The organism is uncultured Sphingosinicella sp., assembly GCF_963974575.1.
GTDB lineage: Bacteria > Pseudomonadota > Alphaproteobacteria > Sphingomonadales > Sphingomonadaceae > Sphingosinicella.
In genome coordinates this window covers 295,387-309,337 of sequence record NZ_CAXBBQ010000006.1, presented here as the reverse complement: position 1 = coordinate 309,337, position 13,951 = coordinate 295,387, and the positions used below count along the sequence as shown (strand labels likewise).

Here is a 13,951-nt window from a genome sequence, read left to right as displayed (position 1 = left end):
ACATGCGCCGATCGATCTCGGCGATTATGGACAGCGGCGCGGTATCATGGTATGCAAGATCAACCCTACAGCCTCCAATTGTGGGATCAGCGCCGCCCCTGCCCGGGCGGCGTTTCTGTTTGTGCTGCATCGCTATTCCCCCGCGCCACGCTCAAGCGACTTGAGCCATTCGGCGACAGCGGTGCGGCGGTACAGAACACGGCGTCCGACGCGCGTGACCGGTGGGCCTTCGCGCAGGCGGCGCCAGCGGGCGATAGTGCGGTGGCTCTTGTCGAGCTGGGCCGCCAGTTCTCGGTCAGTGAGGTATTCCGAGAGAACCGGGGGAGATTCAATTTGCATCGAGGTGCCTCCATTGGCGTTAAATGTCCGCCAATGGGTACAGCGCTCGCACCTTGCCTGCTTGGGAGGTAAATTGCCCCGGAATTAATGTCCGGCGTGGGCCTCGTTCCACATCGAATCGAAGACACTGCGGAACTCGCCGACGGCGCGACTAATGCGCTTTTGGGTGGATTCATCACTGTTGCCGGCTAACGGGCGCCCTGCAGCCTTTTCATCTGCAATAGTCGAGCGGATCGCGGCAGTAAGCGAGGCAGCGCTCCCCGCTTTAAATCGACTGTAGGCCGTAAATGCAGCCATGATGTCCCGGTCTTCCGATACCTTGGATCCCTTTGGCCGCCGCTGTCTGCCTCGCTGGCAAATCTCCGTAATGGCAATTGATTGGCCCATTATCTGCGCCCAACGCTCCCTTTTTTGTTGAGCGGTAGTCATTTGCATCGCCACGGCTTCAACTACGCGGCCTGACGAAATCAATGCATCTGCGGCAGTCTCAAGGCCGCTAAAGTAGCCATCGGTTTGGATGTATTCCAAGCGCAGAGGTCTAAGTATTTGGCGGGCTTCATCTTTATCGGCGGCGTTGATCTTTGCGTTGTTGATTTCGCATTCGAGCCGTTCGAGATACCGGCCAATCGCCTTCCAATGATCAGTCACGCCGCCCGCTCCGGCAGCGGCACGACGTCCGCCGCCTTCCGTCCGCTCACGATATCCGACACGCGATTGGTGGCCTGCCGTAGCGGATCGTCCATCAGGTGTGCGTACCGAGCCGTTGTTCCCGGCTGCGTGTGCCCGAGCAGAGCGCCGATGATCGGAAGCGAAAGGCCGGACGACACGAGAAGCGACGCATAGGTGTGACGCAGATCGTGCAGGCGGCAGTTGACGACCTTTGTCTCGACCGGTTCACCCTTGGCGTTCTTGCCCGCCACGACGTCATAGAGGCCGGCCGCGATAGCGATCTCCCGCCACTCGTCCTTGATTTCCGTTCGCGGCTCGCCCGAGACAGGGCCGGGGAACAGGTATTCGCTTTTCAGCTTGCCGTCATCGTCACGGGCCGCAGTATCGTACATGCTCTTGAGCAGCGTGCGGGCCGCGTCCGATAGCGGCACGCGATGCACCTTGTTCTGCTTCGTGTATGCGGCGGGCTTGACCCATTTGCCCTCATCAAGATCGAACTGCGTCCAGCGTGCAAAGCGGACTTCACCGCTACGGGCGCCGGTCAACAGCAGCAGGCGCACGATGTTGGCCGCGCCCTGATCCGCATAGGCGTCCAGAACGGCCACGAGACGGCCGATGTCTTCCGGCGTCAGGTATCGCTCCCGCTTTTCTTCCGCGAACCTCTTGACGCCCTTGGCGGGGTTGTCGCCGCGCATCTTCCAGCCGATCGACAGCGAGAACATTTTGCTGAGCAGCGCCAGCACCCGGTTCGCACGGTAAGGCGTAGCTGCGAGGCTGCGATGCAGCTTCCGCACCCGTGCCTGATCGATCTCCGCGACCTTCTCCGCCCCGAGCTTCGGGCGGATGATGTTATCGATCATGGCGCGGTCGTCCCGTGCGCTGCTGGCGCGCTTGTCGGGCAAATGTTCCTCGATATAGCGTTCGCACAGGTCGGCGACCGTCGGCGCGGCGCGGTCGGCCTGTTTGGCGCCCAGCGGGTCTATGCCGCGGTCGACGTCCTGCCGCAGCTCCTTCGCGCGCTTCCGGGCCGATTCCACGGACCAGTCGGGATAGCGGCCGATCGCCATGCGGCGTTCACGCCCGGAAACGCGGTAGTTCAGCACGAAAGCCTTTGCGCCCGCCGCGGTGACCCTGATGCCGAAACCACGCACCTTGTCGTCATAAGTGACGCGGTTGCCAGAGGCGGGAAGGGGGAGGCCTTTCACCAGATCGTCCGTGATGCGTGTCGCCATGTCCGTGTGTCCGCATTGTGTCCGCGCAACGAGTGCGCATCAATGTGCATCGAGAATGATTCTTGCGGACACGAATGTCAACGTATTATCAAGGAAAACCGGGAAAAACCAAGCGCCGGAAGATGTGAATGGCTGATTTCTGCGGGCCTCGGAATAGGCATTGAAATAGACTTTTAATCAGTAGGTCGCTGGTTCGAATCCAGCAGGGCTCACCATCGCAGTGTCTTCCGATTTCGGTGCCCGGAATCCCCACACCACGGCAAGACGAAAAATGGCCCGACCGCTGGGACGGCCGGGCCAGTCAAACTGGGATGTAAACAACGCGAGAATAAAAAAACTCGCGCGGTTCAGCTGCTTGCACACACGAACCCTACTATCAACATGTTATTGGAACGGCTTCGTAATGTCCGAGGCGGACGCGCTCTGAGGACGGCTTCTACGTATCGTTAACGCCTTCTATCTATTGCTGACACAGCTGCAGCTATCGATCGGGCGCCCATGTACGCTGTTCTCGGAAGGCCGTTTTCCATCGCACGCGAAGAATGGGTGTGGCTTGCGCCGCTCTTTCTGATGGTCGCTGGAATCTACGGCGTTTCGGAGGTGGCGGCGCAGTGGAATGGCGTCTCAACAGCGGCGCTTGTCGCGGACTACGTGGGCAAGGCGCTGCGTGCCATTCCGCTCGTGGTATCGCTGGGGCTTCTCTATCATTTGATCGGAGCACTGCTCTCCGGAGAGGCACAGCCGCTCTCCCGCATGGTGATTGCCCTGCGCGCGCAGCTTCAGGATACGAGCGGGCTCATCTCCCGACTTCTGCCGCTCGCACTGATGCCGGTGCTGTTCGCGGCGATGGGTATGCTGAAAATGCAGATCCCGCACATCATGCCGTTCTATCTCGACGATCTGTTTACCGCGGCCGACAAGCTCCTGTTCCTTGGCCGGCAACCGTGGGAACTGACCCATGCGCTGTTCGGATCGGCCGATGCCACGCTGGTGATCGATCGCCTGTATACGCTCTGGGTGTTCGGGCTTTCCGTGGCGATCGGCTATTTCGCGCTCATCGCGCCGGGCGCCGAGCGGGCGCGCTTCTTCCTGAATTTCACGGCCATCTGGATCGTGCTCGGGGTGTTTGGCGCCTACATCGGCAGCTCCGCGGGGCCGTGCTTTCTCGCGGCCATGGCCTCGCCCTCCGCGCCTGAGTTTGCCGGGCTGATGGAGAGGCTCACCGCGATCGACGCGGCGCTGAAGGCGGACGGCGGCATGGGCCTTGGCGCGCTGCACTGGCAGAATATGCTCTGGACCGCGCACGAAACGGACACGATCGCCTTCTCCATGGGCATTTCCGCTATGCCCTCGCTGCACAACGCGATCGCATTTCTCTACGTGCTGCTCGCGTTCCGGATCGGCCGCACAGCAGGCCTCATCGCCTCGCTTTTTGCGCTGACGACTTTTGTGGGCTCGATCCACCTCGGTTGGCACTACGCGGTGGACGGACTCGTCGCCTTCGCGGGAACGTATGCGGTGTGGTGGGGGGCGGAGCGGTATTTGCGGACGGCATGATGGCGGCCTTGCCATTCGTCCATGCGGTGGGTGTCAGTGCAGAGCAGACTTAGCCGCGAATTAACTATTCTGGTGTTTGAATACCGATAATTATTCAAGCAAGGCACACGGTATGCGCAACGTTCGGACCAAAAAGATTTCTTTGGTCGTCCCCGTTCTGAATGAGCAGGAATCAATCGGTTTGTTCCTCGAACGCGTGCTTCCGGTTGTCGAGGCAGCGAGCGAACATATTTCCGAGCCGTTGACGGTGGAAGTGGTTTTCGTTGACGATGGTAGCCGGGACGAAACTGCGGCAATCATTTCTGCCTTTGCGCGGCGCGACAAGCGCGTGAAGCTCGTCAGCCTTTCCAGGAATTTCGGAAAGGAAGCCGCACTTTCTGCCGGTCTGAAATTCGCGACGGGCGATGCCATTATCCCAATGGATGTGGATCTGCAGGATCCACCTGAAGTCGTTCCCGAGATGATCTCGAAATGGGCGGCAGGAGCAAAGGTCGTTGAAGGCGTGCGCATAGATCGCTCGTCGGATACGTTTCTGAAGCGGCTGACTGCCGGACGCTTCTACGATCTCTTCAATCGGCTTGCGGATCATCCGATTCCGGCAAATGTCGGAGACTTCCGACTGATGGACCGCGAAGTCGTAGATGTGCTCCTCACCTTGGGAGAAAGGACGCGCTTCAACAAATCGCTTTTCTCCTGGGTGGGCTTTAGTCGCGACGAAGTTGCTTTTGTGCGTGAGCAGCGCTCAAAAGGAACCAGTAAATGGCGGTATTGGAAACTTTGGAACTTCGCGCTGGACGGCATATTTTCTTCATCGACGGCGCCCCTTAGGGTCTGGACCTATGTCGGCACCGTGCTCGCCACGCTCGCGATAGCTTACGCCGGGTTCATTCTTGTTGCGAAGCTGCTCGGCAATGTCGATGTGCCGGGCTACGCGTCTTTGATGGTTACAGTGCTGCTCCTTGGCGCCTTGAATCTCATTTCGCTGGGTATCCTTGGGGAGTATATCGGTCGCATATCCACAGAAGTTCGCGGCAGGCCGCTTTACATCGTCGAGCATACGTTCGGCATAGAGGCATCTGATCTGTCCAAGGTGTCCCGTGGATAGAGCCGTCTACACGCGCATGGCCGCGCAGGAAGACGAACATTGGTGGTTCGTGGGACGGCGACATATTTTGAGACGCTTGCTGGCGCGGAATCTCGCGGATAAGGCGCAAAATCCACTTCTGCTGGATGCGGGTTCCGGTACAGGCGGAAATTTACCCCTGTTGGCTGAATTCGGAAACGTCCACGCGTTTGAATATGATGCAGGCGCTCGGCAAAGCGCACGCGACAAATGGGCAGGGGATATCCTTTTCGGAGAGATGCCGGACAACATTCCGTTCGAAAGCAAGAACTTCGATTTGATCACGATGTTCGATGTCCTCGAACACGTGGAACGGGACAGTGACTCGCTGCGGGCCCTCTCGCAGCGGCTTGCTGACGACGGGCGTATATTGCTGACCGTGCCGGCGATGCCCTGGCTCTGGTCTCGCCATGACGAATTGCACCATCATCAACGTCGCTACACACCTGATTCCCTGCGCGAAGCCGCAGAGAAGGCCGGGTTGGAGGTTGTTGAACTTGCGTACTTCAACACCCTGTTGTTCCCGCTGGCCGTCGTCCAGCGCATCGCGGAACGGGTTTTCAACAGACATGCCGAAACCGACTTGATGCCTCATCCCGTCGTCAATGCAGCCTTGGCGGGCGTATTTGGGCTGGAGCGTTGGATCGTCGGCAATGTCCCCTTGCCATTCGGCCTTTCTCTTTACGCGTCGCTACGGAAATCATGACCGCGTTTGCAGTGCAGGCGGGCCGCTTTGGTACGGTGGGGGTCGCGGCAACAGCTCTCCACCTTTTTGCGGCCTATCTGGCCAGCAGCCTTGGCGGCCTTACACCTGGATCGGCCAACACCGTCGGTTTCGCTTGTGCGGTGGTATTTGCCTACCTCGGCCACTTCAGTTGGACCTTCAACAGGCAGGCCGAACATTCAGAAGCGCTCGGCAGATTTGCAGTCGCAAGCCTTCTTGGTTTCGCAACCTCCTCCCTAATCGTGTTTGTTGTCACGCACGTGCTGCAGTGGCCGATGCTGGCGGCGCTGGCGCTGGTTGGCCTCGCTGTGCCCAGCCTCAACTTCGTTGCATTCAAATTTTGGGTGTTCCGTCCGGGGCATCATCTCGATGAAAGATCGATGTTTGCGTCGTACGTTGCTTGGGCGTTTGCCACCACGGCACTATTCGCCCTCTATTTCTGGGGACGGCCCTTTAACCATGATACGAGTTGGTATTTGGTGGCCACGGAAAAGTTCCTGAACGGCGCCCGTCTCTATGTCGATGTCATTGAGATCAATCCCCCGCTGGCGTTCTACGTAACCGCACCACCGGTACTCGTGTCTCAATGGATAGGAAGTGGAAGCACTTCAGCGTTTCTAATCTACGTTTCTGGCCTTCTGTTCGTGTCGCTTGTCTGGTGTGGACGCATCGTCGCGGCAAGTGAAGATGTGACGCGCGTGGAACGCATCGCCGTTTTTTCGGCTGCGATCATATCGCTGATCGTGCTGCCGATTCCTTTCGTTGGCCAGCGCGAGCACCTGATGCTCATTTTTTCATTGCCATATTTCCTTGCGCTTTGCCTCGATCCTTCAGGTTCCCAGAGGAAGCCTCTGGAGGCTATAGCCCTCGGCGTATTTGCGTTCTTCGGCTTGGCGATGAAACCCTATTTCCTGTTTGCGCCACTGCTTGTTTCAGTGGTTGCGTCCTTGCAGGGGAAAAACTGTAGAGCTGTTTTTTCGCTAGAAAATATAACCATATCAACGCTGTGCGGCTTGTACTTTGTTTTCATATTCGTATTTCACAGGGAGTATATCGATAATATCGTTCCAATGGCGTCGGAAGTTTATCACGCCTACGGATACGTTTCCCTGCTGGTTATTACGAAGCCGCACTTTCTCGTATTTCCAATCGTCCTGTACTTGTTGTTTCTTCAGTATGAATTTTCAAAAAATTCGTTCGCATTGAGATTTGCTGCCGTGGCGACCGGTTTTTGCGGGGCCTATTTGATCCAGTTCAAGGGATGGCCATCTCACGCATATCCCATGAACGTGTTCCTGTTGCTAACACTCTGCGCGATGATTGCGCGGGGTTTCGTCAGGAAACTCTATGCCGTGATAGCGGTTATGACAGTCGCCGCGATGCTATTGCCGCCTGTCATCGAAGGGCCTTACAAATCACGGCTCCTTCGCCCATTCTTGGCTGCTTATCCCGTGCCCGGCGTTGCACCATCCGTCCTGGTGCTATCGTCGAATCTTTGGGCCAGCTTCCCCTTCGTCAACCTGACCGGTGCAACCTGGACAAGCCGTTTTCCTGCGCAATGGCTCGTTCCGGGTGCTGCGGGCCTGCTTTCTGAACCCAAGTGCCAGATCAATCACCAGTCATGCAGCCAGGCACTGCAAATCTTGAATTATTCCCGCCGCGCAACAGTAGACGATCTGCTCGCTTTCAAGCCCGGTCACGTCTTCGTCGATGAACGCAAACGGAAGTCATATTTCATCGGCGGAAAGTTCAATTACCTCGAATACCTCTCAGGTGATCCTCGCTTTGCATCCGTCTGGGAGAACTATCGGAAGGTGGACTCCATTCAGGGGTATGCGCTTTGGGTTCGCGATGACGACCCCGGGTAGCTAACCCACCGTTCCCAGCCCGTCGCAGTCCAGCCCGAACGCCGCGAGGCCGGTTTCCAGGAGTGAGGCCAGCATGGGGGTGCGCATGAGGGCATCGGGGATGTCTGAAATCTCGTCGGTGACGGTGGCGAGGGCTTCATCCCATTCGGCGGGGTCGTAGTCGCCGGCGCCGACCAGCATCAGCGTGTAGAGTTCGGTCTGCTCGTCGTCGTTCAGATCCTCGATCATGCTGCGCAGCTCTTCCTCGACAGAGGTGTTCGAGGAGTCTTCGAGAACGTCCACGGCCTTGTCGTCGGCCATGTTGGAGCTGTCGTCGGGATCGACGGCGGGGACCTGCGCGTCGTATTCGCGTGCCCTCAGCACGATGCGGCATACCTCTTCGAGAGAAATCGTCAGTTCCATCGTGCGCTTCCGATCCTTGCCTTCGAGTCGCGGCTTGTTCCGGAACCAACCATGCCACAGCGGCCCGGCGGTATCTTGAGCCGCATCAAAGAGAACGGTTCAGGCGGCGCAGAGTTTCGCTTTGGCCGCGTCGTATTCGCGTTTCAGGCGCGCGACGAGTTCCGCGGCGGGCAGCACGGCCTTCACCGCGCCGATGCCCTGGCCGCAGCCCCAGATGTCTTTCCACGCCTTGGCGCCGGTGTTGCCGCCGCTGCCGAAGTCCATCTTCGAAGGGTCGCTGGTCGGCAAATTCGCGGGATCGAGGCCGGCATTCACGATGGACGGGGCGAGGTAGTTGCCGTGCACGCCGGTGAAGAGGTTCGAATAGACGATGTCCGACGCGCGGCTATCGACGATCATCTGCTTGTAGCGCTCGTCGGCGCGCGCTTCGGTGGTGGCGATGAAGGCCGAGCCGATATAGCCGAAATCGGCGCCCATCGCTTCGGCCGCGAGCACGGCACTTCCACTCGCGATGGCGCCCGAAAGCGCGATCGGCCCGTCGAACCATTCGCGGATTTCCTGAACGAGCGCGAACGGGGAGAGCGTGCCGGCATGGCCGCCCGCGCCCGCGGCGACGGGAATGAGGCCGTCCGCGCCCTTTTCGATGGCCTTCTTTGCATACGCGCCCGTGATGACGTCGTGGAAGACGAGGCCGCCGTAGCTGTGGATTGCCGCGTTCACGTCTTCGCGCGCGCCGAGCGAGGTAATGATGAGCGGCACCTTGTATTTCACGCAGAGCGCGAGGTCGTCCATCAGCCGGTCGTTCGACTTGTGGACGATGAGGTTGACCGCGTAGGGCGCGTCCTTCTCGGTGAGCTCGCTCGAAAGGCGCTGCAGCCATTCTTCGAACTGCGCCAGCGGGCGGGCGTTCAGCGACGGGAAGCTGCCGACGATGCCCGCGCGGCACTGCGCGATGACGAGATCAGGGTTCGAGATGATGAACAGCGGCGACCCGATCACCGGGATCGAAAGCCGCCCACGAAACAGCGCTGGCATGGTCAAGGCGTGAGTCCCCCTATGATGCGGCCAGGAGCTCCTTCAGCGGTGTGCCGGCATCGGCGAGGCGGGCCGGATTGATGACCGCCCCTTTTTCGACGAGTGCACGCCCCTGAATGAAATCCTTCGCCGCACTGATGCAATCGAGCGCGATGACCCGGCCACCCTTCAAATAGATAAGGCTGAAGCTGCGCGCGCTTGGCTCGCCGCGCAGCACGGTGGCATCGTGGCCCGTGGAGAGGCCGACGGTTTGCAGGCGGAGGTCATACTGGTTGGACCAGAACCACGGCGTCGCCGTGTAGGGCTGCGGGTTGCCGAGGATGGCGCCGACAGCGGTTTTCGCCTGATCGACGGCATTCTGCACCGACTCGAGGCGGATACGCGCGCCTTCCGCGAAACGGCTCTCGTGGGCCGCACAATCGCCGATCGCATAGACGTGGGGAAGGGCCGTGCGGCAGAAAGCATCGACATCGACACCATTGCCGCCGCTCGCCCCCGCATCGAGAAGCGGCTCGACAGAAGGCACGAGGCCGATGCCGACGATCACCGCGGCTGCGGGAAGCCGCTCGCCGTCGGCGAGACGGACGGCCGTGACGCGGCCGGCCTCTGTTTCCAGCGCTTCAATGGCGGCGGAGAGGCGCAGATCGACGCCATGGGCGCGGTGCTCCTCTTCATAGAAGCGGGACACCGTCTCTCCGGCAACGCGCGCGAGCACGCGCGGCAGTGCTTCGAGCAGCGTGACCTTGTGACCTTGTTTGACGAGGACAGCCGCCGCCTCAAGGCCGATGTAGCCGCCACCGATGATCACCACCGGCCCGCCGCCTTCAAGGTCGGCGCGGAGGGCATCGACGTCGGCAATCGTGCGGATCATGTGGACGTTGTGGCTGTCGGCGCCAGGCAGGGGCAGGGGGCGCGGGCTGCCGCCGGCTGCCCAGATGAGATCGCCGTAGCCGAGATGCTCGCCCGCATCCGTGGTGACGGTGCGCGCTTCCGGGTTCACCGCGACGACGCGCGTGCCGAGATGCAGGGTGACGTTCTTGTCGGCCCAGAACGCCTCGGGGCGAAGCAGCAGCCGGGCGGCTTCCTTTTCACCGGCGAGATAGTCCTTGGAAAGCGGCGGGCGTTCATAGGGCGGAACGGCTTCGGCGCCGACCATCGTGATGGTGCCCGTGAAGTTCGCCATCCGCAAACTGATGGCGGCCTGGGCAGCGGCCTGTCCCGCGCCCACGATCAGTACGTCGCTACTGCTCACTCTTCATTCCCATAGATATGAACGGAAAACTCACCGCCGGAGGTCGCTCGCCCCCGATACATGCCGGGCGTATTGAAGGAAAAGGCCGATGCACCGTCTGGAGACACGGCGATGACGCCGCCGACGCCGCCGAGAGCTTTCACTTCCGCCTGCACGGCGTCGGCCGCTGCCTGCACGTTTTCCTTGCCGAAACGCATACGTGCGCAGATTTCGTGCGCGACGCCGACACGGATGTAATATTCGCCCGATCCCGTCGCCGAGACAGCGCAGCCGCGATTGTCGGCATACGTGCCTGCGCCGAGCACCGGCGAATCGCCGACGCGGCCCCAGCGCTTGCCGGTAAGCCCCCCGGTGGACGTGGCAGCGGCGAGGTTGCCATGGACATCCTTCGCGACGGCGCCAACGGTGCCGTATTTCATGTCGGCGTCGAACACCGCGCCGGTCTTTGCATTCTCCTTCATCTTCTGGAGTTGCTGCCAGCGCTCCTCCGTCCGGAAGTACGAAGGATCGACCTGATCAAGGCCGCGCTCGCGCGCGAAGCGGTCTGCACCGGGGCCTTGCAACATGACGTGGGGGCTCTTTTCCATCACGGCGCGCGCCGCAGTGACGGGATTGCGGGTGCGGGTGAGGCCTGCAACCGCACCAGCCGCACGGTCGCGACCGTCCATAATGGCGGCATCCAGCTCGTTGACGCCTTCATAGGTGAACACTGAGCCGCGGCCGGCATTGAAGCCGGGATTATCCTCCAAAACTTTCACGGCGGCCTCGACGGCATCGAGCGCGTTGCCGCCCGAAGCCAATACGGTCTTCCCCGCCTCCAGTGCCGCCGCGAGCCCGGCCCGCCGGGCGGCATCCTGCTCCGGCTCCAGTTTCCCTGGTGCCATCGCCCCGGCGCCGCCGTGGATAAGAAGCGTCCAATCCTGCATGGCGAAGGCCCCATTCGAAAGGAAAAAAACGGCGAAGGCAGCTGCAATGCCAAGCGAATTTCGCATCATGACCCCGTCTCCCCACCGTTGGCGCAGGACTTACTCAGTGCGGGGAAGGAGCGCAACAGATCGCTATCAGGATGCGGGAAATGCGCCTTCAAATCGCGCGAGCGCAGCACCGAGAAGGTGTTGATCCGCTTTTTCGGCAAGGGGATGGCGTGCACTGAGTTTCTGCGCCGGCGTGTCTCTAAGGGCGATCGGGATGCCTGTTGCCGCTTCATAGTGTAAAGCCACGAGGCGCAACCAACCCTTCGGGTCGGCGCAAATCGTCGTATAAGCATAGGTCTGGACATTGGCCTTCGGGAGCCCGCCCAGATCGCGGTCGATAATCGCCCGCGTCGCCGCCACCTGCGCGGCGATCTGCTCGTGAACGCTGACATAGTCTGAAAGCGTGAGTGTCGACGGGCGCACCGAGAACCAGCCGGCCTCGCCGCCATGGCTTTGGCGCCGTGCCGAGAGGATCGACAGCGCCGTATCCAGCGGATCGCGCGTTATCTCGATGAAAACGCTACCTGGGAACAGATCCGCCAGAAACGGGATTCGGAGCCCGTTCTTCTGCCACTTGTTGATAAAGGGGCCGCCAGCGATGCCCTGAAGCGCGGCAATCGTCTGGCGCATCATGGCCTTCCGGGCCTCGTCGAGCGGGGCGGGGGTCTCCGATGTGCCGAGATGCCGATTCCAGAACCGGTAGCCTTGGCTCGGTCCCTGCGAACAGTTGGTCTCGCCGAAACGGTTTGCAAGATCATCGGTGCCGCCGAACGCGCGCCGAGGCCCGGCAAGCATTGCCGTCAACACCGGGCTTGCGGGCGTCGCCATCAGGAGGTTCGAAAAATATGCGCATCGGAGATGCCGGGTCGCCAGAATGGAGGCGAGGGTGGAGCCGACGCGCGGGAGGCCCACGATGAAGATAGGCGGAATATCAAGTTTTGGCGCCATTCGGCGCGCCACAGGCTCAAGCTGCGCGAACACAGCGCGCGCGATATCCCTCCCCGGTTTCACGGTTTTCCCCATTCTGCCCAGCTGCATAGTAGCGCGGAATCGAAATGGATTGAACCTCTAACGGGCGAACGCCGAGGAACGATTGACCGGGGGAGCCCCCGCGCCTATATGACCCCCGCTTTCGGGCCGAACAGGTCTTCGGGGCGGAGTAGCTCAGCTGGTTAGAGCAGCGGAATCATAATCCGCGTGTCGGGGGTTCAAGTCCCTCCTCCGCTACCAACCCGGATTGTCCACCAGTGACCCACTGAGGCCACTGGCAGACATTTTTCGAGGAAAATCAAATATTTTTCGCGTCCCGTTGCGTACGCCGGCGTCCCGGTGCGACCGGCTGCGGCCACCCACGGCGATTTGGATTGGGGGTATTTTGGGGGTATTTTTCGGCTGTCCCCAAAACAGGCGATACCCCCAGATGGCTTTGAAAGAACTTGAGGTCAAATACGCCACCAAGCGGCAGCGCCCCTACAAGCTGTCCGATGGAGAAGGCCTGCACCTGCTCGTCCAGCCGAACGGATCGAAGCTCTGGCGCCTGAAATACCGCTTCGACGGCAAGGAAAAACTGCTGAGCTTCGGCAAATATCCGACCGTCACGCTGGCGATCGCCCGCGAGAAGCGGACCGAAGCCAAGCGGCTGCTCGATCAGGGTGAGGACCCCGCCGAGGCCAGGAAGCGGGCGAAGAAGCAGAGGGCCGCGCTCAAGCTGTTCGAAGAGATTGCGCGGGCCTGGCACGCCAATCGTATTGAAGGGCTGGACTCGGCCCATGCCCTGCGCGTCATCAACCGGATGGAGCGCGACGTCTTTCCGGTCATCGGGAAGCGTCCGATCACGGAAATCGACCCGCCCGAGATTCTCGAGATGATCCGCGCGGTCGAAGCGCGCGGCGCCCTCGATATCGCCCGTCGCCTCAAGCAGAACGTCAGCCAGATCTATCGCTTCGCGATCGCGAGCGGCTGGGCGACCATCGATCCGACGCTCGGCCTCAACGATGCGCTCAAGCCCAAGCCGCCCGTCAGGCACATGGCGCGCGTGCCGCTCGCGGAGTTTCCGAAGCTGGTGCGAGCGATCTTCGCCTATGACGGCGAGGACACGCCGCGCCGCCGCGAGATCACCCGTGACGCGCTGCTGTTCACCTTGCTCACATGGGTCCGAACCAGCGAAACCCGCTTCGCGGCCAGGGACGAGTTCGAGGATCTCTATGGACCGAACCCGCTATGGCGTCTGTCGCCGGAGCGCATGAAGATGGAACGTGAGCATCTTGTTCCGCTGTCCCGCCAGGCCGCAATGATCGTTCAGCGCCGCTTGCAGGCGACGAACGATGCGTTCCTCTTTCCCGGAGCCAAGCCTGGAAAGTCTATTTCCGAGAACACCATGATCTATGCCTGTTATCGGATGGGGTATCTCCATCGGCAGACGGTACATGGGTTTAGGGGGCTCGGCTCGACCTGGGCGAACGAAGCCGAACGCTACAAGCCGGATTGGATCGAGATGGCGCTCGCTCACGAGGACGAGGATGAGGTGCGCGGCGCTTACAACAGTGCGCTCTATCTCACACCGCGAAGGCGGATGCTCCAAGACTGGGCCGACGTGATCGACGCGGCAACCGCAGTGTCGAATGTCGAGAAGAATCCTATCGAGTTCTCACAATTCATGCGCTGTTCCGCTCCCATCCAGCACCTGCCACCAAGCGACCAGAGACAGCCGTATTGGCAACGCCCCCTTCGGGCGGCTTCGCGATGAGCCTCAAAAGTCAGAACCGCCGATTTAGAG

The 13,951-nt window shown here is 60.7% G+C and carries 13 protein-coding genes and 2 tRNA genes; 7 read left to right on the top strand and 8 right to left on the bottom strand.

Going from position 1 to position 13,951, the window contains the following annotated elements; genetic code table 11:
• Nucleotides 1-132 precede the first annotated feature (132 nt).
• The 3 genes from AAC014_RS13315 to AAC014_RS13305 form a co-directional block, all read right to left on the bottom strand.
• Nucleotides 133-339 carry a helix-turn-helix domain-containing protein gene (locus AAC014_RS13315; RefSeq protein WP_339709214.1) on the bottom strand — a complete coding sequence of 69 codons (207 nt, stop codon included), beginning with the start codon at nucleotides 337-339 and terminating at the stop codon, nucleotides 133-135.
• 84 nt (nucleotides 340-423) lie between these two features.
• Nucleotides 424-987 carry a hypothetical protein gene (locus tag AAC014_RS13310; protein ID WP_339709212.1) on the bottom strand — a complete coding sequence of 188 codons (564 nt, stop codon included), beginning with the start codon at nucleotides 985-987 and terminating at the stop codon, nucleotides 424-426.
• Nucleotides 984-2,240 carry a site-specific integrase gene (locus AAC014_RS13305; protein WP_339709210.1) on the bottom strand — a complete coding sequence of 419 codons (1,257 nt, stop codon included), beginning with the start codon at nucleotides 2,238-2,240 and terminating at the stop codon, nucleotides 984-986. The genes AAC014_RS13310 and AAC014_RS13305 overlap by 4 nt, the downstream gene beginning before the upstream one ends.
• Before the next feature lie 143 nt (nucleotides 2,241-2,383).
• Here AAC014_RS13305 and AAC014_RS13300 point away from each other — a divergent pair.
• The 5 genes from AAC014_RS13300 to AAC014_RS13280 all read left to right on the top strand — a co-directional run bounded on the left by AAC014_RS13300 (nucleotide 2,384) and on the right by AAC014_RS13280 (nucleotide 7,512).
• A tRNA-Lys gene (locus tag AAC014_RS13300) sits at nucleotides 2,384-2,455 on the top strand.
• A 283-nt stretch (nucleotides 2,456-2,738) separates the two neighbouring features.
• The gene (locus AAC014_RS13295; protein ID WP_339709208.1) at nucleotides 2,739-3,797 is read left to right on the top strand and encodes a phosphatase PAP2 family protein; all 1,059 of its coding nucleotides are present in this window, start codon (nucleotides 2,739-2,741) and stop codon (nucleotides 3,795-3,797) included.
• Nucleotides 3,798-3,909: 112 nt separating this feature from the next.
• The gene (locus AAC014_RS13290; RefSeq protein WP_339709206.1) at nucleotides 3,910-4,902 is read left to right on the top strand and encodes a glycosyltransferase family 2 protein; all 993 of its coding nucleotides are present in this window, start codon (nucleotides 3,910-3,912) and stop codon (nucleotides 4,900-4,902) included.
• Between the two features lie 16 nt (nucleotides 4,903-4,918).
• The gene (locus tag AAC014_RS13285; protein ID WP_339709204.1) at nucleotides 4,919-5,626 is read left to right on the top strand and encodes a class I SAM-dependent methyltransferase; all 708 of its coding nucleotides are present in this window, start codon (nucleotides 4,919-4,921) and stop codon (nucleotides 5,624-5,626) included.
• Nucleotides 5,623-7,512, top strand: a complete 1,890-nt coding sequence (locus AAC014_RS13280; protein WP_339709202.1) for a GtrA family protein — start codon at nucleotides 5,623-5,625, stop codon at nucleotides 7,510-7,512. The genes AAC014_RS13285 and AAC014_RS13280 overlap by 4 nt, the downstream gene beginning before the upstream one ends.
• Here the strand turns inward: AAC014_RS13280 and AAC014_RS13275 are convergent, their stop codons facing one another.
• The 5 genes from AAC014_RS13275 to AAC014_RS13255 all read right to left on the bottom strand — a co-directional run bounded on the left by AAC014_RS13275 (nucleotide 7,513) and on the right by AAC014_RS13255 (nucleotide 12,156).
• Nucleotides 7,513-7,914 carry a DUF3775 domain-containing protein gene (locus tag AAC014_RS13275; protein WP_339709200.1) on the bottom strand — a complete coding sequence of 134 codons (402 nt, stop codon included), beginning with the start codon at nucleotides 7,912-7,914 and terminating at the stop codon, nucleotides 7,513-7,515.
• A 99-nt stretch (nucleotides 7,915-8,013) separates the two neighbouring features.
• Nucleotides 8,014-8,955, bottom strand: coding sequence for a nitronate monooxygenase family protein (locus tag AAC014_RS13270; protein WP_339709198.1), 942 nt, complete (start codon nucleotides 8,953-8,955; stop codon nucleotides 8,014-8,016).
• 13 nt (nucleotides 8,956-8,968) lie between these two features.
• Nucleotides 8,969-10,201 (bottom strand): FAD-dependent oxidoreductase, encoded by a 1,233-nt coding sequence (locus tag AAC014_RS13265; protein WP_339709196.1) that lies wholly within the window; start codon nucleotides 10,199-10,201, stop codon nucleotides 8,969-8,971.
• Complete coding sequence (locus AAC014_RS13260) at nucleotides 10,198-11,127, bottom strand: isoaspartyl peptidase/L-asparaginase (protein WP_339709194.1); 930 nt, start codon at nucleotides 11,125-11,127, stop codon at nucleotides 10,198-10,200. Before AAC014_RS13260 ends, AAC014_RS13265 begins: the two co-directional genes overlap by 4 nt.
• Nucleotides 11,128-11,262: 135 nt before the next feature.
• Nucleotides 11,263-12,156, bottom strand: a complete 894-nt coding sequence (locus AAC014_RS13255; RefSeq protein ID WP_339709192.1) for a sulfotransferase — start codon at nucleotides 12,154-12,156, stop codon at nucleotides 11,263-11,265.
• Between the two features lie 172 nt (nucleotides 12,157-12,328).
• On the opposite strand from AAC014_RS13255, the gene AAC014_RS13250 reads away from it, so the two are divergent.
• Together AAC014_RS13250 and AAC014_RS13245 are read left to right on the top strand one after the other, a co-directional pair.
• Nucleotides 12,329-12,405 (top strand) — tRNA-Met (locus AAC014_RS13250).
• Nucleotides 12,406-12,595: 190 nt separating this feature from the next.
• On the top strand, nucleotides 12,596-13,921 hold the full coding sequence (locus AAC014_RS13245) for an integrase arm-type DNA-binding domain-containing protein (protein WP_081095415.1): 1,326 nt from the start codon (nucleotides 12,596-12,598) through the stop codon (nucleotides 13,919-13,921).
• The last annotated feature ends 30 nt before the right edge of the window (nucleotides 13,922-13,951 follow it).